Genomic DNA, 21,992 nt, shown 5'->3' with positions numbered 1-21,992 from the left:
ATGCAGTTCACCGACTCTCGCCGGTTTCGCCGCAAACCCAGCCTAACGCCCATGATCGATGTGGTGTTTCTATTGCTAGTATTCTTCATGCTGGCATCCCGATTTGGTATGGATCAAGTGTTGCCAATCCCGTTGGCGTCATCCGGCGGCGATTTCACCGGTAACCCAAAACTCGTGGACATCTTGCCCGAAGAGTTACGCCTCAACGGTATCACACGCACCGCCGAAGGCCTCATCCCTGCCCTCACAGAACTGATGGAAAAACCGACAGAAACAATTGTTTTGCGCAGCACCGATGGCGCGACCGTGCAACGAGTTGTGGCCATTTCCGAGCAACTTCGCGCTGCCGGCTTCACCTCAATCGTACTGGTGGAGTAGACATGGACTTCGACAATCCCCCTCGCAAACCACGTGCAGAAAGCATCGTTCCGATGATCAACGTGGTTTTCTTGCTGCTGATCTTCTTCCTGATGACCGCGCAAATCGCACCGCCAGAACCTTTCGAGGTTTCCCCTCCCACCGCAGAAAAAGCAGCAGAGCCGGATGGGGAGTTCGTTCTTTACGTAGGCAAAGAGGCCGCTTTGCAGTTCCAGGAAACAGCGGGAGATGCCGCCTACGCCGCCATTTCCGCCGCTGCCGGAGACGGCAAGGTCCTGCAACTGCGTATCGATGCCTCATTGGACGGCGACCGCCTAGCACAAGTCATGCAACGCCTGTCCGCAGTCGGCTTTTCCCGTGTTGAAGTGGTGGTGCAAGCGCCATGAAAAAGATCACTGAACTTATCGTATTCCTAAGCCTCGCCCTTGGCATCCACGTCCTGATGGCCATGCGCAGTGCTGAGGATGGAGGAGATGCTGACGGGGCTGGCGGCGACGCATTTGTGTCCATCACAGGCGCCCCCGCATCCATCGAAACGGTCTTGGCGGATTGGACAGCAGCCCCGACGCACCAGGCTCAGGTCGTGGAAATCGAACAGCCTGAGCTCGACATCACCGATGCGATAAACGCTCCGGCAATGGCCTTGCACGAGGCGCCAAACGCGGAAATCAAGATTGCCGCACTGCAACCCAAAGATCTGCCCAATCAACCGGACGTGGATCTTGCACGCACACCGCTGCCGACACAACCAACGCTCACCGCGCCTACAACGCCCACTCTCCAGGTGCCTGAAACAGCCCCTGCACCGGAACTTAGAGAAACGGCACCAGCGCCTGTCACGCCGCTCAAACGCCCCACTTTGCGGCCACCAGAACCGACCATTGATCAGGCTATAGACACGCCGGAGCCGGCACCGGAGCTACCGCCTGAACCCGTCAAAAAACCAAAACCGAAACCCACTCCGAAAAAGAAACCTGAGAAGAAGCCAGATCCAAACAAAAAAGTTGCGGACAAGGCGTCTTCAGCGTCCGCTGGTGCCGCAACACAAAAAGCGGCCGGCGCAGGAAAAAGCAATCAAGCGGGTAGCTCCAAGAAATCTAATGCCCTAGGCAAAGGCCAAGAGGCCAGCCTGATGTCGGTTTGGGCGGGAAAAATTCAGTCTCGCCTGCAACGCGGCGTGCGCATCGGGAAGGTTAAAGCTACGTCAAATCGCGTGGTAATCCGTTTGAAAGTGGCACCGAACGGCCGCTTGCAAAGCGCATCTGTCGTCAAATCATCGGGGTCCGCCAAAGTGGACCAAGCAGTGCTGACTTCTGTGCGTCGTATCGGAAAATTCGCGAAAGCGCCTAAGCAACTCACCAAGAGCAGCTATGGCTTCACCCTTCCCGTGCGGGTCAAATGACCCGTTCTAAGGCATTACAAACGGCGTATCGCCCACCACGGCAACTTGCGCATCCGTGCGAAACACATCCGCCAGCAGCGCCCCTGTAACCATGTCCGCAGGTTTACCTTCCCGCTCAATGCGGCCATCTTTGAGAACCACCAAATGATCCGCATACTGTGCGGCAAAATTGATGTCGTGTAAAACGATCACAATGGTTTTGCCTTCCTCATCCGCCAACCGACGCAGCAACGCCATCAAAGCGCGTGAGGCAGCGATATCGAGGTTGTTCAGCGGCTCATCGAGCAAAAGATAATCGGTGTCCTGCGCGTAGGTCATCGCGACATGAGCCTTATGGCGCTGACCACCAGACAGCGTGTCCAGAAACCGGCCCGCCAGAGGCATCAAACCAAAGGCATGGAGCGACGCCTCAACCATCTCATGGTCTTCTGTCCGCAAACGCCCCTGACAATGGGGATAGCGCCCAAACTGGACCAGTTCTTTCACCGTCAACCGCGTGGCGAAATGCGCTTGCTGAGGCAAAATCGCCAATTTGCGGGCCAGCTCCTGTCGATTGGAAGGCGCGACGTCCATTCCGTCGACCGTAATGCGGCCCGACTGCATCGGTAGGAGGCGCGCGATGTGGGAAAACAGCGACGATTTTCCAGCCCCGTTGGGGCCGATCAGTGCGGTTATGCCCCCTTTGGGCAATGTCACGGACACATCGGTCAAAATTTGCGCACTTGCCACTGAGTAGCTCAGGTTCTCAACAACAATCATGTCCATCCTCTCCGCAGCAAAAGTGCCAAAAATACAAAGCCGCCGACAAAATCAATGACCACGGCCAAAGGCGTCGACATGCCCAAAACCCGCTCCAAAATGGTCTGCCCGCCTACCAGAACAATGCCTGCAATCAATACAGAAAGCGGGATCAGAACGGCATGGGTTTCATTGGGCGCAATCAATCGGGCAATCGACACCACCAAAAGGCCTAGGAACGCCACCGGACCAACCAGCGCCGTGCTCACCGCCACTAGCACCGCCACAAGCACCAAAGCATGTTTCTGACGTCGCGCCACGGGCTCACCGAGGTTGGTGGCGATTTCAAAACCAAGGCTCAAAACATCCAACTGCCGCCGCATGCGCCAGCACAGAACCAAAGTCAGCAAAGTCAGTCCGGCTGCCAGCCAAAGCAGGTTGAGCTCTATGTAGTTGAACCGCGCATAAGAACTCACCTGAATAGTGGCAAACTCACTGGGGTCGATCATCCGGAACACAAATGAGGTCAACGAGCGAAACAGGACGCCAAAAATGATCCCGGTCAGCACCATGCGCATCAGATCCACACGATGTTGCCCCAACAATGTGCCAAACAGCAGAAGCGCCGCACCGATCAACAGAAACAAGTTTACAAAGAACACCAGCTCAGGCGGCAAATGATTGTAGCCTGCCGCCCCAATCGTGAACACCGCCAGCGTGACGATCAGCGTGAACAGCGCATCAAACCCCATGATGGAGGGGGTCAAAATGTGGTTTCGGGAGATGGTCTGAAACAGCAGGGTAGCCGTGGATACCGCCGCCCCAACCAGTAACAGCGCCGCCAATTTCCGCCCCCGAAACCAAAGAACAAAGTCCCAGTTCCCCCGGGACTCCAGCGTCATAAACAGTACACAGCAGACCGCAAGCAAGATGCTACATATCAGCATAGACCTAGCGCGCATGTTTCGGCCCCGCATAGAGCAACCACAAGAACACCACCGCGCCCAACACGCCGAGAACTGTGCCTACCGGAATTTCATAAGGTGCCCGTATCACTCGGCCTATGATGTCAGACACCAATACCAGCGATGCGCCGCACAGCGCCGTTAGCGGAAGCGTGGCGCGCAAGTTGTCACCAAACCGACGGCTGATGATATTAGGTACAATCAGACCGACAAAGGGGATCGCGCCCACAGTGATCACGGTCAACGCAGCCACAACGGAAATCGCCAGCAGCCCAAGGATCATCACCTGATCATAATTGAGGCCAAGATTGATACTCGCGTCCCGCCCAAGCCCAGCAATCGCAAACTGGTCCGCAATCACGTAGGTCAAAGCGGTTATCAACGCTGCAACCCACAACAACTCATACCGCCCACGCATCACGCCGCTAAAGTCGCCGTTCAACCAGGTGTCAATGTATTGCAACATGTCCCATTGATAGGCGACAAAGGTAACTCCAGCACCAATGATCCCCCCATAAATCATCGCAACAAGCGGCACCAAAAGCGGCTGCGCCGGTGGCAAACGCCGCACGATCAGGAGGAACCCAATGCTCGACACCATTGCAGTTGCAGTGGCAATGCTCATCTTCACAAGAATAGAGGCGCTGGGGAACAACAAAACCACGATCAAAATGCCAAGCGCTGCCCCCTGCCCTGTGCCCGCCGTCATCGGCTCGACAAATCGGTTGCGCACCAGCATCTGCATGATCATCCCGCAAACGGCCAAAGCAGCGCCGGCGATCAGCGTGGCCAAAGTCCTAGGCAAACGGCTGTCCAGCATAAGCCCAAAAGCCGCGCCGTCCTGGAAAATTTCACTTGGCCGCAGTGAAATCACCCCGACAAACAAGGAAATGGCGGCCAGAACCAAGGTTCCAGCCGCCAGAAAAAGTGCTGCGGAGTGCCGTCGCATTTAGCGTTAGCCCGAGGTGAAGGCGTTCAAAAACGCGTCCAGTGTGCGGGACATGGATTGAATGCCACCACCAGCGATATAGATATCCGCTGCGTTCAGGTAGACAACGTCACCGTTTTTCCAGGCGGTGGTCTCGGCCACCAGAGGGTTGTCCAACGTGGTTTCCGCGCTTTCACCCGGACGACCGATGGCTGCCAAACGGTCAATCACAATCAGAATGTCTGGGTTGGCGTCTTTGATAAACTCAAAAGAAACGGCTTCGCCATGCGTTGATTTCTCAACGCCATCCACAGCTTCTTCCAGCCCCAGTTTGGTGTGCAGCCAGTCGAAACGCCCGCCAGCGCCATAGGCGGAAATCTTAGGACCATTGGTCAAAACGATCAACGCGGTGCCTTTTCCGTCAAGCGCCGCTTTTGTGTGCGCCAGCTTATCCATGAACGCGGCTTTCAGCGACTCTGCTTCAGCTTCCTTGCCAAAGATCGTGCCATAAGCCTCCAAACGATCAAGGCCCTGACCCACGGTGTCTTCCCAGATGGTCATGTCGATGGTTGGGGCCATGTCGGACATGGCTTTCAACTGCTTGGAAGAACGACCGCCAACGACGACCAGATCAGGAGCCAACGCGTTGATCGCCTCAAAGTCCGGCTCAAAGATGTTGCCAACCGTGGCCGCGCCTTTAGTCGCATCCACCAGGTAGTCTACGTATACGTTTTCCGGGACGCCGGCCAAAGGCACTTGCAGAGCGGCCAGCGTGTCGATGGCTGCAATATCAAACACCGCCACCTTTTCCGGGGTGCCATCTACATTTGCCTTGCCTGCATAGGTGTCCACCTCTGCGGCCTGCAGTGAGGTTGCGCTCAGAGCCAGCGCGCAAAAAATACGCTTAAACAATGGAGTTCTCCAGTTTACGGCGTCTGGCTATTTATCTGGCTGAACGCGATTGAAGCTTGATTATCCCCTCAAAATGCGCGAGTCCAGAGTAACAAATAATTTTACTCAGGAACCCGCCCGATGTTGACGGCCACTGGCACCTTTTCCACTGAAAACGCTACAAAATATCTTGTGCAGATGTGCAAACACTTCGCCCATAAAATCGACGTAACTTACACGGATAGTGAGGGAAACTGCAGCTTTCCCATGGGCACCGCCGCTATGTTCGCCGATCCTGAGCGGTTGCGTGTGGATGTCGAAGTAAACAATGCAGAAGGTCTGAAGCAGGTCAAACATGTGATCGACGTGCATCTGGAGCGCTTTGCCTACCGCGAGAACTTCAAAAACATGGACTGGACCAGTTAAGCTAGCTTGCGACGCGCCCAATTCATGGCCAATGTATTGTAATGAGTGACAAAAGTTTCCCTGATGAAGACAGGTCGCCCAACGCGGCCTTCTTCAACGACGATGATCCAAACATCGCCTACAGCCGCGTGTGGTTCTATATTCTAAAAAGCCAGCGCAAGTTTTTTCTGAAGTTTTCCCAAACCCTCAAAGATCACGGGTTGGGGGACCCATCTTGGTACGAAATACTATTTGAAATTAACCTTGCCGGGCCTGATGGCAAGCTCATGGGTGAATTAGAAAGCAAGTTGCTTCTGCCACAATACAGCTTGTCTCGCCATGTCAGCCGCATGGAAAAAGCTGGTCTCATACGCCGTGAATATATTTCGGACGGGCGCCGGAAACAGGTTTTGTTTTTGACAGAAGAAGGTGACAGGCGGCTAGATATCGTCTGGCCACTATACCTTGGCACCTTAAAAACCGAGATGGGCCCCTTACTTGATACAGACGAAGCCTACGATCTGGCGCGTTTTTTGTTAAGATTATTGCCGTAGCACAGAGGTGGTCCTAGATTTTAGACCAATTTGCAGCCGGTTTAAGATGGATCATGGTTTCGTTTAGGCTGCTATTCTCATCGGTTCTGTTTTGCTGGCATAGGCCTCGTTAGGGGTCAACAAGCCGTGCGTCGAGTGTGGACGTTCGGAGTTGTAGTAGGTCATCCACTTGCCGATCCCAGCCCGCGCGTCGGAGCCTGTTTCGAATGCGTTCAGATAAACGCATTCGTACTTCAACGAACGCCACAATCGTTCGATCATCCGATTGTCACGCCAAGCGCCCTTGCCGTCCATGCTGATCTTAATCTTTGCATCGGTCAGCACGTCGATCCAAGCACCACTGGTGAACTGGCTGCCTTGATCGCTGTTGAAGATTTCAGGCGTGCCATATTTTGCGATGGCCTCTTTCAAAGCTTCCACGCAAAAGTTCGCGTCCATGTTGTTCGATAGACGCCACGACAGAACCTTGCGGCTGTACCAATCCATGATAGCGATCAAATATAGGAAGCCACGCCGCATCGGGATGTAGGTGATGTCTGCGCACCAAACCCGATTGGGACGATCAATCACCATGTTGCGCAGCAGGTATGGCCAAACCTTGTGCTGGGGATGCTTCTTGCTGGTGTTTGGCTCCTGGTAGATCGGCACCAGCCTCATCAGACGCATCAACCGCCGTACGCGATGCCGACCACATCGATGCCCGTTCCGCTTCATGTACCGGGCCATCTGGCGCGATCCATACCACGGCGTTTCCAAAAACTGCTTGTCGATTATTTCCATGAAGCGCAGGTTTTCTGCGCTTTCACCTACCGGCTGAGAGTAGAGCCGCGACCGTGATAGCTGCAACAGTTCGCACTGTTTACGAAGGCTTAACTTGTGATCCCGGCTCACCATTTTTTGCCTCGCGTCCCGAGAAGTTGATGCGAGGCTTCCGCTAAAAAATCCCGTTCCACCACCAGTTGGCCAATCTTCGAATGGAGCTTATCGACGTCGGCGGCGCTAACCTGTTCTGGGGCGGCACCGCGGCGCGTAAATGCCGTCGCCATGTTCTCAATCGCCGCCCGCTTCCACGTTCCGATCTGCGTCGGGTGAACGTCATACTTCTTGGACAACTCCGCCAGCGTCATCTCCTCGCGGATCGCTTCAAGCGCAACTTTGGCCTTAAACTCTGGCGAATGGTTCTTGCGTTTCTTCATTTCGGATCGTCACTTTCATCATGCGATCCACCTTAACGACTGGCCCAAATTTCTGCGACCACCTCTCACCAATTAAATAAGCCCCACCATAAAGCAATGATGGGGCTGCTCTCTAGATGTTAGGCCCTGTTGCCGGTCTTAGAACTTTGCGATCGCTTGAATAACAAAGGTTCTTCCGGGCTCCTTAATCGGGGAGAAGCTTGGATCACTTGGGTAGTCGCCACCGTAGGACGCACGATCAGAGTAATCTTCATCGAACAGGTTCAAAACTTCACCACGAATAGTCCAATTCGACATCGATGGTGGCGTATACTCTGCGAACAAGTTCACCACCTCATACCCTTTGAGGCCTTGGGTCGGCCAAGGGTTGGCCCCATTGTAGGTAGGGTTGTAGTCCAAAGCCATATCTAGGCTGCCGCCAATAATCAAATTGTTAGCTTGGGGAATCCGCTGCATGATTTCGAACGCAATGATTTCTCCTAAAGGAGCACCATAATCGATCATCTCTCCCGACGGTACGAGATTCCCGTCCCGCTTGGTTTCAGTGTTTGAATAGGAGAATCGAGCGGAACCAAGGTCCCATGCGAAGCCCGCGTTCAGGTTGTAACCTTGACTGGAAAAGTCAAAGTTTTGATCCCCATCGCGCGCATCAGCGACTTCGGTACGGAATACTTCGCCACCAACGGAGAAACCTCCGCGTCGGAAATCAAAACCAATGTTGGCGTTCTCTGCTCGAGACGCCTTAATCCCAGTGTAATCCCACTGCCCCCACTGGGAGAACTGTGGGTCCGTTTGCCAAAAGTTGTACCCATCTTCGATTTGCAGCCCACCAAAGACGTTCGAGTATCCAGCTCTGAGACTGAACTCGTTGGTGACATCAAAGATTGCCGAAGCGTTTCCACTGAAACCGGAGAAAGTGTCTGTATAACCGTCACCACCTTCAAACTTTTGTGTATCTCCGCGCACACCTGCGGAAATGCGCCAGCGATCCGAGGGTTCAAAACGGGCCTGCGCAAAAACTCCAAAGTTTTGAGCATTTTCAGAGCGGCGTGTGGAGCTGCTGAAGTACTCAGCGTCTCTGTCATAGTAGTCAATACCAGCAACGATTGTGTTAGTATCCGAGAGATGGAACGTGTTTTGAGCTTTGAATGACAGCGTTTTGGTTTCTGTATTACTGTCCTCAGAAACAGGCGCAAAAATGCTGCTGTCAGAATAACCCAAAACAATCTGAGGGTCCCAATTCCCGCCGCCGTTTGTGAGCCCATAATTGAACGACAGATTGGTACGTTCGGTATCGTATTGCACCAAACCAGCTTGGCTATTGCCAAAGTTTGCACGTCGATTGCGAAGTGCATCATCAAATAGCTTTTGTCCGGAGAGCTCAAAACGGTGCCCAGTGTCACTCTCATAGGCTAGCTTCAACAAGCCAGACTGCATGTCGGCTGCAGTACCAGTCGCGATTACGCCTGATCCGTCTTCATAGTCGTCACCCTTCGCAGACCTTACATACCCAAGAACTTCCCAACCATTAGATGCCGCAGCCACAGTAGCGGACCCATTCAGAGTTTTGCCGTTGTCGGCAAACCCAAGACGCACTTCGCCACCGAACGTTTCACCTTCGGAAATTATGTCCGTTGCATCTTTGGTTTCCATGATCACTGCGCCAGCAACAGCATTGGGACCAGTGTCTGCCGCAGCAACACCGGGATCAACCCGAACAAACTTTAGCAGTCCAGGATCAAAAACGCTTGCTGAGACGTGGTGAAAGCTGCGGTTGTTTTGAAGAACACCATCCATCGACACAACCAAATTCAGCATATCGATGCCGTTCACGAAGATTTTCTGCGCAACCGGAATAGCACCGCCGACGGAAACGTTGGCCATACCCGCAAAAACATCTTTCATGTCGCCAAGACGCGCGCGCTCCAGCTCCGCGTCTGCAGCATAGACCGATGCACCGCGGTCAGCTGCGCCGCGTTGTTCGTCTTGCGCCTCAATGGTGATTGTGTCGAGCGTGTAGTACTCATCTTCAAGGTCCTGAGCCATTGCTGCGGTGGCAGGCAATACCGCCGCCAGACAAGTGCTCATCAACCCAGCGCGCGTGCTGGTGCGAAAAACAGACATGAGCGTCCCCCTTCTCCATAATTGGGTGTCGTGCTCTGGCTGTCTTCGTCTGGAAAATCTGGCTGAGTTCGGCGCCTGATAGCGTGGAGGTTTCTGACATGCAAGTGCATGACACGCTTTGTTGCGGCAAGGCGCGATGGAATTGTCACACTTTCCTAACTATAAGTATGCCTACCGAAAACGATTGCAAAACCGTGTTGGCTTGCTCCTTTGCTGGCCGAGCTTTAGAAAGGTTGTCCGTACTCAGACCAAACCTCGCTTCGACGTTTTTACCCAGTCCCCAGCCCAGCGAGCCATGCCTTAAAACTCCGCAGGCGTCTTCCCTCTGTTCAACCGCAAACATTTGCCTTGCCCCTTTATCTTGCCTTTGAAATAAAGCCGAAAATTTCCGCTCTCTGACAATTTGGCGAGACCCGATGTCCGTAAAAAACCGCACCTCCTTGGCCACCCGCGTTATCCATTCCGGACATGAACCTGATCCGGCAACCGGCGCGGTTGTTCCGCCGCTTTATACGGCAACAACCTATGTTCAGGACGGCATTGGCAAGAACCGTGGCTACGATTACTCGCGATCTGGCAACCCAACGCGTCAACGTGTAGAGGCGTGTCTCGCGGACCTCGAAAACGCCCAGGCCGCTTTTGTTTTTCCTTCCGGCCTCTCCGCTGCTTCAACAATGTTGGCAACATTGAAGCCAGGCGCAAAGATTGTAGCTCACGAAGACCTCTACGGCGGCGTCTACCGTCTGCTCGCGCAAGTTGGTCCGGCCATGTCCGGATGCAAAGTTGATTTGGTGGATTTCTGCGACATCGACGCCCTAACAACGGCGGCCAAAGGTGCCGACCTTCTATGGTTCGAAACGCCCTCCAACCCACTTCTAAAGATTGTCGACCTAACCGCAGTTGCCAAAATCGCCCGGGAGGTTGGTGCCATCACAGTATGTGACAGCACATTTGCCTCTCCCTGTGGTCAGCTTCCATTGGACCACGGCATCGACGTGGTGATGCACTCGGCAACCAAGTTTCTGGGCGGTCATTCCGATCTTCTGGGAGGCGTCCTTTCCGTCTCCGAAAACGCCAAAGACGGCCTTGCGGACCGGATCGGCTATCTACAAAATGCGCTTGGTGCTGTGATGTGCCCAAGCGACTGCGCACTTCTGTTGCGGTCTTTGCGCACCCTCGCCCTGCGCGTGGAACGCCAGACAACCTCCGCCGCCTTTCTGGCTGAGAAACTGACTGCAAACGCTGCGGATCTGGGCATTGCAGAGGTCATCTATCCCGGACTCGCAACGCATCCCGGCCACACCATTGCCACGCGCCAGATGTCCAACTTCGGCGCACTCATCTCTCTGCGACTGATGGGCGGCTTAGACCGCGTCGAACGTGTCCTGACCGCCACACACCTGTTCCACTTCGCCGTGAGCCTTGGCAGTGTTGAGAGCCTGATCCAGCACCCGGCATCCCTCACCCATGCCGCTGTAGCGGAGGAACACCGCGAAAAGATCAGCATTGGCAACGATCTAATTCGCCTGTCCGTAGGCTGCGAAGACACGGCTGATTTGGCCGCCGACCTGGAAGCTGCCTTTTCGCAGCGCTAGCCCAATCGGCCACAACGGATTCGAGGTCCTTTTGCCCCCCTTAACGTCTAAATACACCTCACGCACTTTGCGTGAGGCTGAAATCCAGTTCGCGCTGTAGCTCGCTTCGCAATTCGCGCAGGGCAAATGATCCCAATATCGTTGCCCCAACCGAAGACCACGACCGGCACCTAAGCGCTTCGCCGCCACTACATTACAAGCAGCTCCGACCGTCACAACGCGCACACCAATATCGCGGTCCATTTCAGGCATCAGAACATTCAAGAATACCAGAGCAGGCGATTCAGCCTGCCCCCAACTGATCCAACAGTTGCAAGCCATTTTGGCGTGTGCCCCCCCCCCCAATCTTCAGAATCTTCTTCAATGAAGCTGGCAAAATCGGGATTACCATCCGCACAAAAAGATCAGTCATAAGGAAAGACCTTCTCAACACTGGGTGACGTGAATTTTGTCTTCACCTCTGAAGAATTTTTCAGCCGATGGAGCAACAAAGCCAGCCTCGGTCATTTGTTTGCCATTGCTCCAAGCACAGGTGCGGAATTCCCACGAGTCGCTGGCTTGCCTTCCTCGGAATTTTGAGCGCGGTACGAAGGCCTTTCCGGAGCCTTGTCCCCCAAGCAAGCTGCATTTAGATCCTTCTTCGCACAACACGATGCCTTAACCCGCGCGGTGCAGACTGCGATCAGTTCATCTTCGAACACGCCTTTCCCCTCCAGCGCCTGCGGCACTGCGTCCAGGACACAAGCTGCAAGTCGCAACGAAGGCAAAAACCTGACGCTAGAAACGCAGTTTGTTGACTTGCACCGTATTGTAGAGCCTGTTAGTGGAACCTTGTTTTTCAGCATTTCCGGAGCCGCATCTGACCGTTCCTAAGAGCGCTGACAGGTCCCCGGAACAGCCCTCCCTGAGCTTGCCTGGGTTGCTTTATCTTCTTGTCCAAAAGTGACATTGTCGCGCCTGGACGAACTGACTGACTGGCGGAGAATTCATTGAGGGACCGTTCAACCTACACAACCCCGCTGCCGACACAATGGGTCGGCCCGATCGCGTTTCGGGGCTCCATCGTTGACGGAGAGATAAGTGCGCCACTTGCGACTTATGAGAAGCCGCTTTGGCCGTCGACCGCGCGTGGCGCAATCGTGTCGCGTCGCTCCGGCGGTATAAACGTCACGCTTGTGGACGAGCGCATGACCCGCTCCCTTGCCTTCCGCGCCACCGATGGCGCATCCGCAATCGCAGCCTGGAACGCCATTCAAACCCGCCAGGACGAAGTTGCCACGGTGGTCAGCAGCACCAGTCGTTTTGCCCGATTGATTGACCTCAACCGTCAGTTTGCAGGCAATCTCCTGTTTGTCCGGCTGGAATGCGCCACCGGCGACGCCTCCGGTCACAACATGGTGACCAAAGCCGCCGAGGCCGTGCAAAACTGGATTCTGTCCGAGTACCCCGAGCTCGCTTACGCATCGATTTCCGGGAACATGTGCACCGACAAAAAAACCTCAGCGGTCAACGGTCTATTGGGCCGAGGCAAATATGTTGTCGCCGACATGCTGATCCCCAAACGCATTGTAGAACGGGTTCTGCACAGCAGTGCGGATAAAATCGTACGGCTCAACTACGAGAAAAACTATGTTGGCAGTACAATTGCTGGCTCGCTGAGAACCGCGAACGCGCATTTCGCCAACATGCTTCTTGGTTTCTATCTGGCGACAGGCCAAGACGCTGCAAACATCATCGAAGCCAGCCAAAGTATGGTTCATTGCGAAGACCGTGACGGTGACCTCTACTTTTCTTGCACGTTCCCAAACCTCATCGTTGGGTCAGTCGGTGCCGGAAAAGACATTCCAGAGATCCAGGAAAACCTTGAAAAAATGGGGTGCCAGGACGAGAGAGCGCCGGGCGATAACGCGCGCCGGCTGGCCGGCATCTGCGCTGGCGTTGTCCTGTGCGGGGAATTGTCACTCTTGGCAGCGCAAACGAATCCTGGCGAACTGGTTCGCACCCATATGGAACTGGAGCGATGACCGACAGCCAAATTGCAGACCGCAAAGTCGAACACATTCGCATCATCACATCGGACACAGGTGTTGAGCGGAACAACAGCGGCTTTGACCAAATCCAGCTGACACACCGCGCGTTGCCCGAGTTGAACTACGGGGATATCAACACGCAAACCACCTTCCTCGGCAAACCGCTGAGTTTTCCGCTTTTGATTTCCTCGATGACCGGAGGAACAGGTGACGAAATCCTGCGGATCAACCGCAACCTAGCGACAGCCGCCGAAAAGACCGGCGTCGCTATGGCTGTTGGGTCTCAGCGCGTCATGTTTACCGATCAATCGGCGACATCAAGCTTTGCCTTACGAGACGTGGCCCCTACCACACCAATCGTTGGCAATGTTGGTGCGGTGCAACTGAATTACGGTTTTGGGCATTCCGAATGCTTAGAAGCTGTAGAGGCTATTCAGGCGGACGGGCTGTATTTGCACCTGAACCCTCTTCAGGAAGTGATCCAGCCCGAAGGCGATGTCAATTTCGCGGGCCTTCTCGCTCAAATCGCGGTCATCACTGAGGTTCTCCCTGTGCCAGTGCTGTTGAAAGAGATTGGCTGCGGCTTGTCGGCACAAGACATTCAACTGGCTTTTGACGCTGGCGTTCGACATTTCGACGTCGCGGGGCGCGGCGGCACCTCCTGGAGCCGGATTGAATACCACCGTCGTGCCCACGATGGCGACGACTTGGGCTTGGTTTTTCAAGATTGGGGCTTAACTACAGTCGATGCTCTGCAGGACGCGCGCGCGTATCTAAGCAAAGCAAACGAAACAACAACTTTGATTGCCAGTGGAGGCATTCGAAACGGCATTGATATGGCAAAGTCGCTGATACTTGGCGCAGACCTATGCGGCGTCGCGGCGCCGTTCCTGAGCGCCGCGCAAACGTCCAGCGAAGCAGTCGTGGCAGTGATTGAGAAATTCCGACGAGAGTTTCAAACCGCTATGTTCCTGCTCGGCTGCCAGAACATTGCCGCGCTTCGGTGTAACGCTGACCTTCTGAGACAACATGGGAACTCGCTTTGACAACACCGGGTATTGAGGCGCTGAGCTTTTTCACGCCACGCAGATATGTCCACCTCAATGAATTGGCCACCCATCATGGGATTGATCCGGCCAAGTTCTCTCGAGGCATTGGCCAGGAGAAGATCGCGCTGCCAAATGCGGACGAAGACATCGTCACAATGGCGGCAGAGGCCGCTTTGCCAATTGTGGAACGTGTTGGCGTAGAAAGCATCGACACTGTTCTTTTTGCGACGGAAACCGGGATTGATCAGTCCAAGGCCGCCGCAATTTACGTCCACCGCCTGTTGGGACTGTCGCCCAACTGCCGCTGCGTCGAACTCAAGCAGGCCTGTTATTCCGCCACCGCAGCGCTGCAAATGGCAGCCAGCTATGTGGCCCGGAAGCCAAGCCGCAAGGTTCTGGTCATTGCCTCCGATGTGGCGCGCTATGACCTTGGCAGCTCCGGCGAAGCCACCCAGGGTGCAGGTGCGGTTGCGATCCTCGTCAGTTCCGAACCCAAAATAGCCGAAATCGGCACCGAGTCCGGCCTATACACTGAAGACTGCATGGATTTTTGGCGACCAAACCATCGTCGCACCCCCTTGTTTGATGGCAAAGCATCGACCCTGCGCTATCTCAACGCGCTCGTGGAAGCCTGGAAAGACTACCAGGCAAACGGCGGCTTGGACTACGATGCCTTCTCCCGGTTCTGCTTCCATGTGCCCTTCTCCCGAATGGGGGAGAAAGCCAATAGCCACCTCGCCAAGGCCAACGGCCAAAAACAAAATCCTGACCACGTGCTGCCAAGCCTGATTTACAATCGGCAGGTCGGCAACTGCTATTCCGCGTCCCTCTATCTGGCCCTCATCTCCGTGCTTGAAAACGACGAAACCGATCTCACCGGCAAAAACATCGGGCTATTCAGCTACGGTTCCGGTGCGACGGGTGAGTTTTTTGACCTTCGCGTTCAGCCAGGCTACGCCGAGCATCTGTTCCCGGAGCAACACCAAAGCCTTCTGCAAGACCGCGACGCCATCGACTATGATGGCTACATCACGCTGTGGCACGAAAAAGACCTGACACAAGGCACGCAAGAATGTGCGTCCGGTCGGTTCCGTTTGACCGGCATCGAAGACGACAAACGAATTTATGTCGATCAGCAGGCCTGAAGCGGGGGCATATGCGCCGGGCAAGCTGATCTTGTCCGGTGAACACTCGGTGCTCTACGGCGCTCCGGCCTTGGCGATTGCCATTGCCCGCTATACCGAGGTGTGGTTCACACCGATGGGCCTTGGAGAGGGGCTCAAAACCGCGTTCTCCAATCTGTCCGATGGTGCCAACTATCCGCTCAAGCTGGTTGCCAAGTTCAAAACCTCTCTGGACAACCGGTTTGAGCAGTTTGCACGCGGCGAATTACGTGTTCAGGACGTTCTTACCAAACCCGATGACCTTGCGGTTTATGCGCTTGCCTCTCTGTTGCAGGACAAACCTGTGAACGGCGACGCGATACCTGGCATTGGCGCGCAATGGCCCCTGCCCTCGCCTGGCGAGCTCGGCAGCCGCTCCGACCTCCCCATTGGCGCAGGCATGGGCTCCTCTGCCGCCATCGTCGCCGCCACAACAGTCTTGTTTGAACGCCTTTTGGCACGTCCTAAGACGGTACAGGAGCGTCTTGACCGTGTCCGCTTCTGTGAGCGCCTCAAACATGGCAAAGCCGGCCCAATAGATGCAGCCGCGGTTGTGCTAGGCGGCTTGGTGCGGGTCGAAAACATCCGCGACAACGCCGAACAAGTCCAACTGCCTGAAACGCATGACCTTGTGTCCGGTAACGGCTGGTACTGGGTCCTGCACGGACGCCCCGAAAGCAGCACCGGAGAATGTGTGAGCGCCGTCGCGGCGGCACACGGTCAGGACACAGGCCTCTGGGCCGATTTTGCAGCTTGTACCAAGGAAATAGAAGGCCACCTTCTGACCAATGGCGCCCCCAATGCGGCCATCGCAGAAAACCAACGCCTTCTCGAACGGATCGGAATCGTGCCGGATGCCGCCACGGCCTTTGTCAAAGAGGTAGAAAATCTAGGCGGCGCAGCCAAACTCTGCGGCGCAGGCTCGGTGCGCGGCGCCAACGGCGGCATGATCCTGGTTCGGATCAACGATCCCGAAGCGATGAGCGCGCTGATGTCCAATCACCCGAGTTTACAGTGGGACACCTTGCAGATGTCACCTGTTGGGGCGGGCCATGGCACGCCGCCTGTGCCAGTTGCAGGGCTCCCGACGTGACCCAACAAGCGGAAAGCATATTGGTTAGCGCCCCTGGCTCCATCATGATCACAGGCGAACATGCGGTGGTCTACGGACATCGTGCCATTGTCGCCGCCATCGAACAGCGAGTTGAGGTCACATTACGCCTTCGCACTGACGGCCTTGTCCGCGTAACTTCGGAAATTGCGCCTCCACTGGAGTGTTCCGCAACTGCTCTCCCCCGAAGTGGCCCTTACAAATTTGTGCTGGCCGCTTTGGAGGTCCACAAGAGCGCCATTGCCTCGGGCTGCGACCTGGACATCCGCTCTGAGATAGATCCAACTTTGGGCCTGGGGTCCTCTGCCGCTGTAACAATCGCAACCTTAGGCGCGCTGTCCAATTGCAGCGGACGGACCGACACCAAACAGCTGCACCAAGATGCGCTCAAGATTGTGCGGGAAATTCAAGGCCGCGGCAGCGGCGCTGATCTCGCGGCCAGCCTCTTGGGGGGATTGATCTCTTACCGGGCGCCCACATCCGAAAATACCAACGCCGAGATTTCGCCTCTTCCGCTTCCGCAGGTGCCGGTCAGTCTTCGATACTGCGGCTACAAAACTCCAACCGCCGAAGTCCTCCGTCTAATCGCGGAGCGACGCGTGGGACAGGAGGCCTTTTTTGACGCGCTCTACAAACGTATGGGCGAGGCTGCTGAAATAGCCATCAAGGCGGCACAAGCCAAAGATGCCGCGTTCTACGCCGCAGTATCCACCTATCAGGATCTGATGGGCGAACTGGGCGTCAGCGACCCTACGCTGGACCAGATCATAGCGGACGCCACTCGCGCGCCAGAAACCTTGGCCGCAAAAATTTCCGGCTCCGGACTGGGGGACTGCGTTGTTGCGTTTGGTCCAACACCAGTGGACTTCCGTCCTGTAACCATCGCGACAGAAGGACTTGTTGTGCATGACTGACGCTGTTCGCACACTCATTTCAAAAGCCATGGCCGATGTGCCGGATGTACAGCCAGCAGAGGCCTTTGCACCAAGCAACATCGCCCTGTCCAAGTACTGGGGCAAACGTGACAAGGCCCGCAATCTGCCTCTCAACAGCTCGATTTCGATCTCTCTTGGAGATCTGGGGTCGCACACTTCTGTCGCCCTCTCACCAACCGACAAGGACGAAGTGACTCTGGACGGAGAAACTCTGGATCCGGACAGTGCCTTCGCCGCGCGCACCTTGGGCTTTGTCGATATGTTCAGAGGCGACAAACACCTGCCCCTGCTTGTGCAAACACGCAACACGATCCCGACCGCAGCCGGCTTGGCCTCCTCCGCCTCCGGATTTGCGGCGCTGACACAAGCGCTTTGTGCAGCCTTTGATCTGTCTCTCTCCGGCACAGACATGAGCCGCATCGCCCGCCTCGGCAGCGGCAGCGCCACCCGATCACTGTGGCATGGCTTTGTGAAATGGTCCAAAGGTGAAGCCGAAGACGGTAGCGACAGCCACGGCATCAAACTTGACCACCGATGGGACAACCTGCGGATCGCAATTATCCCCGTAGACAAAGGCATCAAACCCCAATCCTCTCGCGACGGCATGAACCACACCGCGCGCACCAGCCCACTGTTCCCCACTTGGCCTGCTCAGGCAGAGAAGGACTGCGCGTTCATTGAAACCGCCATCCTGGAGCGCAACTTTGACGCCCTTGGGCCGCGTGTTGAAGCAAACGCGCTGGCCATGCACGCCACTATGATCGCAGCCCGCCCCCCTTTGGCTTACCTGACCGAGAAAAGCTGGTCCGTTTTGGCAAACCTCTGGAACGCGCGCGACAACGGCTTGTCAGCCTTTGCCACGATGGACGCCGGCCCAAATGTGAAGTTGGTTTTTGAAGAAAACAGCACAAGCGACGTGCTGTCTGTTTTTCCAGAGGCCCAAGTGATTTCCCCATTTTCGGACCACGCCCAAGCACCAAGTTGACCGACCACCAAGGCAACATGGACCTGGCTCTGTCATTTGGCGCTCATCAGAAAACACTCATTGCTGCAAAGAAGGCGAACTAAGTGACTGGACCTGATTGACCTGAGCACCAAGTTTCCTGCTGCTCCTGTAGAGTTCTTGGGTTTAGCTTGATGGCCTTAAGCGGCCAGTTTGTCCATCATCGGTTTCTCGTCTTCCAGCGCCCGGAGCGTCTTTGCGTCTGACGGTTCCATACCGCCATACTTACTCTTGTATTAGTGGAAGGAGCCCTGACTGATCCCATAGCGCCTGCACACGTAAGCCGCCGTCTCGCCAACTTCCTGCTCCTGGAGCATCTGAAGGATCTGCTCATCGGTGAAGCTCGCCTTCATTGCTCCGTCTTGAAGTTGGGCAGTCTCTACACAAAGCTGCTGGAGAGTAAGGGGCTCAGATCATGGTCTTTTCTTCGCCATTATCGGCAGCCGGCCCCATCAGCATTGCAAAGACGGCCTAGTCGCTCGCTGTACCCAACACGGCATGTGAAATGCGCCTCAAATCTGACAACCGACCTGCATTTAAGCCAGCATTTCAAAAATGCTGTGCGGCAGAACGAACGAGAGACAGTGCGTTAGGTCATTACGCCTGCAACCTTTGATCCGAAGAAGCAATGTGTCACCCATGGTGAATAGGCGGATATGGTATGCAAAGTGTCCTCAGTCAAATTTGCAAAAAAGACCGCTCTTAAATGAATGTCCAGCCCCCTTTGCATCTACGCCTCTAACAGCTTGGATGAGTTCTTTGACCATGGTTCAGACCTTGACCAAGGCGATCGCACCTTGACGCCCTTTCGGTCAGAACAACCAGTTCCAGCCCCTCGGCCTTCAGGAGGTTTACAGTTTACGCAATAGGTTGATGTTTTGAGCAAAGCCAATTCTGGGAAAATCCTTCCCTCAGCCGCCCCATGAACAACGGCGTATGTTCGATTCCTGCTTAGAGGAATGAGACCCAGATGAGTCACCCATCAACGTAACCCGCAATGGTAGCTTCAACCCCATCCGAGTACAGCTGCGCAAGAAACCGCGAAAATGCCTCCGAGAATCCGCCACTGTCGGCAATGTCGCCGTAAATATGTCGTTGCTCCAACCATGCTTGCGGCGTCTGCTTTGCCGCATTGGCAGCTTCAGAGAGGCGCGCCCAATCCGGGTCATTGGCCTTGATTGTGCTGCCATCTTCCCGCACGCCCTGGCACATGCGCGCCCAAAGCGCCTGAGACAAAGCTAAGCCATTCGTTGGCGTCCCTGCGGCCAAGGCAGTTCGAATGATCGGCAAAACGGCCCCTGAGTGGCGGCTGGATCCATCAAACGCCACCCGTCTGACAGTGTCGACCATCGCGGGGTTGGAGAAGCGCGCGTCGATAAGGTCCACATAGGCTTCTGGCGAGATCTCAGGCACGGGGGTGATGTGAGGCAGGATTTCTTCAAGCGCCACTTTTCGAAACAGCGCTTTGATCATAGGAGTGCGCATCGCGTCTGCGATTGTGTGGAGCCCCAGTATCTCAGCTGGCGCTGCAATCACTTGATGACCGCCGTTAAGTAACTGAAGTTTCATCGCTTCATAGTCGTACACGCGATCTGAAACCGTTACACCGACGTCCTCCAGCGGGGGGCGACCGGCGCAAAAGTCATCTTCGATCACCCATTGACGAAAATTTTCATGTGTCACAGGCGCAGCGTCGCCTATGCCGATGCTTTGCGCCAAGGCCACCTCTCCTGGTCCGGTGGCGGGTACGATACAATCCACCATGGAATTCGGAAAACTAACAGTCTCTGCAATCCATTGCGCCAGATCAGGGGCGCTTAGCTTGGCCAAGCCTATCACTACCTCTTTAAGAATGCGCCCATTGCCCGGCAAGTTGTCACAGCTCATGCAGGTGAAAGGACCAATGGCCGCGGCCCGCCGCACTTTCAGCGCTGCGACAATGGCGCCAAAGGCGGTGCGAGGGGTGTCACGGTTGACCGCGTCATGCTGAATATCGGGATGCGTGCGCGAGAACCGTTTGTCAGCTGGATCGAGGAAATAACCCCCTTCGGTGACCGTTAGGGACACAATCCGGATACGCGGGTCCGAAAGTTGGCGGATCAAGGCGCGATTGCCCTCCTCGATCGACACAAAATCAACCATCGCCCCGACCACCTCGGCAGAGGAGCCGGACGGGTCCAGTTCGATCAGGGTTGTGAGGTAATCCTGAGCCGCCAGCTTATCGCGTTGCGCACTGTCATAATCGCGCACCCCTGCGCCGATGATGGCCCAGTCCAGCGCTTTGCCCAGCTGCATAAGACGGTGCAAATACCACGCCTGATGCGCGCGGTGGAAATTGCCAACGCCAATATGCACGATCCCCGGGGTAAGCGCCGCGCGATCGTAAGTCGGCACAAGAACACCTTCCGGCATCTCTTGAAGTGTCGCGTTGCTGAGCTTCATCGTTTCCGATCTCCTCGCGGGGTATCCCATCAGCTCTTCTTTCTTTGCGGCTGGGTTAAAGGGCGTAGGGCGGCATCACACGATGCGCAGCCCATCTGTGTCGAACTTGTGGATCTGCTCAGCCTGCGGCGTCAGATATACCGTGTCGCCATGGCGCACAGCAATATCGCCGGTGATGCGCACAGTGAACGTCTCCGCAAGCCCCGTGTCATGCACGTGGATGAAAGTGTCGGATCCAAGATGTTCTGCCACGCCGACCACTCCTTTCCACAGACCTTCCGTCGTGCTGACCTCGGTGTGTTCAGGGCGGAGACCAATGGTGTGAGCGCCTTGTTTGGCCGCTTCGTCTCCTGAGATGAAGTTCATCTTGGGGGACCCAATAAAGCCGGCCACAAACTTGTTTCGTGGTTTGTGATAAAGCTCCAGCGGAGAACCAACTTGTTCGATCACACCGGCCTGCAGCACCACAATCTTGTCAGCCATGGTCATGGCTTCGACCTGATCGTGGGTCACATAGATCATCTTGGTTTGCATACGGTTGTGCATCTCGCTGATCTCAAGGCGCATACCCACGCGCAAGGCAGCGTCCAGGTTGGACAGGGGCTCGTCAAAAAGGAAAGCCGAGGGATCGCGCACAATGGCACGGCCGATGGCAACCCTCTGGCGCTGTCCACCGGAGAGCTGCCCTGGCTTGCGGTCCAGATAATCCGTGAGGTTCAACGCATTGGCCGCCGCGGCTATGCGCTTTTCCTGCTCGTCCTCATCCACGCCCGCCATGCGCATCGGAAAGGCAATGTTCTTGCGCACCGTCATGTGCGGATAAAGCGCATAGGATTGAAACACCATTGCCAACCCACGCTTGGAGGGCGGCACCTCTGTCATGTTTTCATCGTCAATGATGACCTTGCCCGAGGTTGTTTCCTCTAGCCCGGCAATCAGCCTGAGCAATGTGGACTTACCGCAGCCTGACGGCCCTACGAAAACCGCGAACTCACCGTCTTCAATGGTCAGGTTCAGTGGTGGAATGACCTCCACGTCACCGAAAGACTTGGTCACGTTTTCAAGTTGAATGCGTCCCATGAC

Annotated in this window: 21 protein-coding genes; 12 read left to right on the top strand and 9 right to left on the bottom strand. The window is 55.5% G+C overall.

Annotation, left to right across the window (positions count from 1 at the left end; genetic code table 11):
• Genes SIB38_RS08955 through SIB38_RS08945 form a run of 3 tightly spaced genes read left to right on the top strand, consistent with a single transcriptional unit; the run spans position 1 to position 1,780 of the window.
• On the top strand, positions 1-378 hold the full coding sequence (locus SIB38_RS08955; RefSeq protein WP_294118312.1) for an ExbD/TolR family protein: 378 nt from the start codon (positions 1-3) through the stop codon (positions 376-378).
• Between the two features lie 2 nt (positions 379-380).
• Positions 381-764, top strand: a complete 384-nt coding sequence (locus SIB38_RS08950; RefSeq protein WP_412551838.1) for an ExbD/TolR family protein — start codon at positions 381-383, stop codon at positions 762-764.
• On the top strand, positions 761-1,780 hold the full coding sequence (locus SIB38_RS08945) for a TonB family protein (RefSeq protein ID WP_412551837.1): 1,020 nt from the start codon (positions 761-763) through the stop codon (positions 1,778-1,780). Before SIB38_RS08950 ends, SIB38_RS08945 begins: the two co-directional genes overlap by 4 nt.
• Positions 1,781-1,786: 6 nt before the next feature.
• Here the strand turns inward: SIB38_RS08945 and SIB38_RS08940 are convergent, their stop codons facing one another.
• The 4 genes from SIB38_RS08940 to SIB38_RS08925 are packed head-to-tail and all read right to left on the bottom strand — an operon-like array spanning position 1,787 to position 5,323.
• Positions 1,787-2,539, bottom strand: a complete 753-nt coding sequence (locus SIB38_RS08940; protein WP_294118315.1) for an ABC transporter ATP-binding protein — start codon at positions 2,537-2,539, stop codon at positions 1,787-1,789.
• Complete coding sequence (locus SIB38_RS08935) at positions 2,536-3,420, bottom strand: iron chelate uptake ABC transporter family permease subunit (RefSeq protein WP_412551836.1); 885 nt, start codon at positions 3,418-3,420, stop codon at positions 2,536-2,538. The genes SIB38_RS08940 and SIB38_RS08935 overlap by 4 nt, the downstream gene beginning before the upstream one ends.
• Positions 3,421-3,469: 49 nt before the next feature.
• Positions 3,470-4,432 carry an ABC transporter permease gene (locus SIB38_RS08930; protein WP_294118317.1) on the bottom strand — a complete coding sequence of 321 codons (963 nt, stop codon included), beginning with the start codon at positions 4,430-4,432 and terminating at the stop codon, positions 3,470-3,472.
• A gap of 6 nt (positions 4,433-4,438) precedes the next feature.
• A complete protein-coding gene (locus tag SIB38_RS08925; RefSeq protein WP_294118318.1) occupies positions 4,439-5,323 on the bottom strand; it encodes a siderophore ABC transporter substrate-binding protein in 885 nt (294 codons plus the stop codon).
• 120 nt (positions 5,324-5,443) lie between these two features.
• Between SIB38_RS08925 and SIB38_RS08920 the strand changes: the two genes are divergently transcribed.
• Positions 5,444-5,728 carry a DUF2218 domain-containing protein gene (locus tag SIB38_RS08920; protein ID WP_294118319.1) on the top strand — a complete coding sequence of 95 codons (285 nt, stop codon included), beginning with the start codon at positions 5,444-5,446 and terminating at the stop codon, positions 5,726-5,728.
• 41 nt (positions 5,729-5,769) lie between these two features.
• Entirely contained in the window at positions 5,770-6,261 is a 492-nt protein-coding gene (locus tag SIB38_RS08915) for a MarR family winged helix-turn-helix transcriptional regulator (protein WP_294118321.1), read from the top strand.
• Positions 6,262-6,324: 63 nt separating this feature from the next.
• On the opposite strand, the gene SIB38_RS08910 is transcribed toward SIB38_RS08915, so the two are convergent.
• Positions 6,325-7,457 (bottom strand): IS3 family transposase gene (locus SIB38_RS08910; RefSeq protein ID WP_412551835.1). Its coding sequence is split into 2 segments (ribosomal slippage): positions 6,325-7,176 and positions 7,179-7,457, totalling 1,131 coding nucleotides; the frame shifts between segments, so codons are not numbered across the junction.
• A 138-nt stretch (positions 7,458-7,595) separates the two neighbouring features.
• The gene (locus tag SIB38_RS08905) at positions 7,596-9,581 is read right to left on the bottom strand and encodes a TonB-dependent receptor plug domain-containing protein (RefSeq protein ID WP_294118323.1); all 1,986 of its coding nucleotides are present in this window, start codon (positions 9,579-9,581) and stop codon (positions 7,596-7,598) included.
• 416 nt (positions 9,582-9,997) lie between these two features.
• On the opposite strand from SIB38_RS08905, the gene SIB38_RS08900 reads away from it, so the two are divergent.
• From SIB38_RS08900 to mvaD, 7 genes are all read left to right on the top strand, one after another.
• The gene (locus SIB38_RS08900) at positions 9,998-11,176 is read left to right on the top strand and encodes a trans-sulfuration enzyme family protein (RefSeq protein WP_412551834.1); all 1,179 of its coding nucleotides are present in this window, start codon (positions 9,998-10,000) and stop codon (positions 11,174-11,176) included.
• Positions 11,177-12,165: 989 nt separating this feature from the next.
• Positions 12,166-13,200 carry a hydroxymethylglutaryl-CoA reductase gene (locus tag SIB38_RS08895; RefSeq protein WP_294118325.1) on the top strand — a complete coding sequence of 345 codons (1,035 nt, stop codon included), beginning with the start codon at positions 12,166-12,168 and terminating at the stop codon, positions 13,198-13,200.
• On the top strand, positions 13,197-14,252 hold the full coding sequence (fni, locus tag SIB38_RS08890; protein ID WP_412551833.1) for a type 2 isopentenyl-diphosphate Delta-isomerase: 1,056 nt from the start codon (positions 13,197-13,199) through the stop codon (positions 14,250-14,252). The genes SIB38_RS08895 and fni overlap by 4 nt, the downstream gene beginning before the upstream one ends.
• Entirely contained in the window at positions 14,249-15,400 is a 1,152-nt protein-coding gene (locus SIB38_RS08885; RefSeq protein ID WP_294118327.1) for a hydroxymethylglutaryl-CoA synthase, read from the top strand. Before fni ends, SIB38_RS08885 begins: the two co-directional genes overlap by 4 nt.
• Positions 15,381-16,511: a mevalonate kinase gene (locus tag SIB38_RS08880; RefSeq protein WP_294118328.1), complete on the top strand. Its 1,131-nt coding sequence runs from the start codon at positions 15,381-15,383 to the stop codon at positions 16,509-16,511. Before SIB38_RS08885 ends, SIB38_RS08880 begins: the two co-directional genes overlap by 20 nt.
• Positions 16,508-17,443, top strand: a complete 936-nt coding sequence (locus SIB38_RS08875) for a mevalonate kinase (protein ID WP_412551832.1) — start codon at positions 16,508-16,510, stop codon at positions 17,441-17,443. Before SIB38_RS08880 ends, SIB38_RS08875 begins: the two co-directional genes overlap by 4 nt.
• Positions 17,436-18,449 (top strand): diphosphomevalonate decarboxylase, encoded by a 1,014-nt coding sequence (gene mvaD, locus SIB38_RS08870; RefSeq protein WP_412551831.1) that lies wholly within the window; start codon positions 17,436-17,438, stop codon positions 18,447-18,449. Before SIB38_RS08875 ends, mvaD begins: the two co-directional genes overlap by 8 nt.
• A 254-nt stretch (positions 18,450-18,703) precedes the next feature.
• Here mvaD and SIB38_RS08865 read toward each other — a convergent pair whose 3' ends face one another.
• The 3 genes from SIB38_RS08865 to SIB38_RS08855 all read right to left on the bottom strand — a co-directional run bounded on the left by SIB38_RS08865 (position 18,704) and on the right by SIB38_RS08855 (position 21,989).
• Positions 18,704-18,820: a transposase gene (locus SIB38_RS08865; RefSeq protein WP_412551830.1), complete on the bottom strand. Its 117-nt coding sequence runs from the start codon at positions 18,818-18,820 to the stop codon at positions 18,704-18,706.
• Positions 18,821-19,442: 622 nt separating this feature from the next.
• Entirely contained in the window at positions 19,443-20,909 is a 1,467-nt protein-coding gene (locus SIB38_RS08860) for a mannitol dehydrogenase family protein (RefSeq protein WP_412551829.1), read from the bottom strand.
• A 75-nt stretch (positions 20,910-20,984) separates the two neighbouring features.
• On the bottom strand, positions 20,985-21,989 hold the full coding sequence (locus tag SIB38_RS08855) for an ABC transporter ATP-binding protein (RefSeq protein WP_412551828.1): 1,005 nt from the start codon (positions 21,987-21,989) through the stop codon (positions 20,985-20,987).
• Between the last annotated feature and the right edge of the window lie 3 nt (positions 21,990-21,992).

Origin of the sequence: Shimia sp. MIT910701, from assembly GCF_047126315.1 — a bacterium.
In the GTDB taxonomy this organism is placed as follows: domain Bacteria; phylum Pseudomonadota; class Alphaproteobacteria; order Rhodobacterales; family Rhodobacteraceae; genus Shimia.
This window is presented reverse-complemented; position numbering and strand designations above follow the sequence as displayed.